At 73.9% G+C, this 1,295-nt stretch carries 2 protein-coding genes; both read right to left on the bottom strand.

Annotation, left to right across the window (positions count from 1 at the left end; translation table 11 throughout):
• Positions 1–107: 107 nt before the first annotated feature.
• On the bottom strand, positions 108–950 hold the full coding sequence (locus tag AB0O00_RS39955) for a hypothetical protein (RefSeq protein ID WP_363659574.1): 843 nt from the start codon (positions 948–950) through the stop codon (positions 108–110).
• On the bottom strand, positions 947–1,295 hold a 349-nt coding region (locus AB0O00_RS39960), incomplete at its 5' end, for a GMC oxidoreductase (protein ID WP_363659575.1). The genes AB0O00_RS39955 and AB0O00_RS39960, both read right to left, overlap by 4 nt.

A 1,295-nucleotide genomic window follows, 5' to 3' on the forward strand; every position in this document is an offset into this window, starting at 1 on the left:
CGAGCACGTCGGGGGTGTGGGGCTGACGCGGGGCCGCGCTCCGGGACGTCGCCCGCTACGCCGACGACGCGGCGAGGCGCGGTCGAGCAGGGCACCGCCACCGCCGGTCAGCGGATGTAGTACGGCCGGTTGTGGGCCGCGACCGGCGGGGACTGGTAGGTCCACACGCCCGCGGCCGGCGCGTCGGCGATGAGGTGGGCGAGGTCGCGGGCGGGCTCCTCGGCCGGGTTGCCCACGTCGAGGCGGACGCGGTCGGCGGAGCGGTCGTCCAGGGCGTAGAACCGGTACGGCTGGTACACGTTGAGCGGCCCGGCGAGCAACCGCCCCTCGTCGTCGGTGCCGTAGCCGGTGATCGGCGTGTTGTTGACCGGCTCCGACGTGAGGCCGACCAAGTCCGCCTCCAGCGACAGGAGTTCCTCCTCGTGGCGCTGGAACCCGCCGTCGTCGGCGGTGGCCCGGCGGCAGGAGACCGACCAACGCTCGCGCACGGCGGGCGCGTTGAGGGACGGCATCGACGCCTCGAACCAGCCCGCCCGCTTGGGCTCGGCGTAGAGGAGGCGCCCGGCGTCGATCGCCAGCGGGTTGTCGCACAGCACGTGCAGCCGGGCGATGCCCAACAGCTTCGTCTGGTCGTAACCACGGGCGTACTGGCCGTAGTTGAGCTCGGGCAGCCGCTCCTCGGCGAACTCCGGGTGGGCGACGAGGTTGATCTCCACCTCCTGGGTGATCCCGCCGCCGCCCGGGTACTGCGCGAAGTACAGCTGGTAGTTGAGCGACACGCAGGCCCGCCCGTCGAACAGCGCGGGCACGAGCCCGGGGTGGCGCTTGCGCAGCAGCTCGCGCGCCCGCTCGGGCCCGATCAGGTAGTCGACGCCGATGTTGTGCAGGGCGCCGTAGTGGAACGGCAGGTAGTACGGCTCCGGCACGGGCGGGAGCGGAAGGCCGGTCATGGCAACTCCGGGATCGGTTCGCGGTGGACGGCGGAGGACGGCTCGGACCTCGGGGCGCCCACCGTCGGCGGGCGGCGCAGGTCCAGCAGGTCGAGGTGCATCCGCTCGGCACTGCGCAGCGCGAGCGCGGCCATGCTGAGCGTGGGGTTGGAGGTGCCGAGCGAGGGCATCGAGCCGCAGCCGACGGCGTACAGGTTGGGGTGGTCCCAGCTGCGCTGCCACTGGTCGACGACGGACGTGCCCGGCGCGTCGCCCATGACGTGGGTGCCGCCGGCGTGGCCCGCGCCCCGGTACCCGTAAGCGCTCCCGCCGTGCTCGACCCGGCCGGGCCACTGCGGTCCGGCC

Source organism: Kitasatospora sp. NPDC093558, from assembly GCF_040683475.1.
In the GTDB taxonomy this organism is placed as follows: Bacteria; Actinomycetota; Actinomycetes; order Streptomycetales; family Streptomycetaceae; genus Kitasatospora.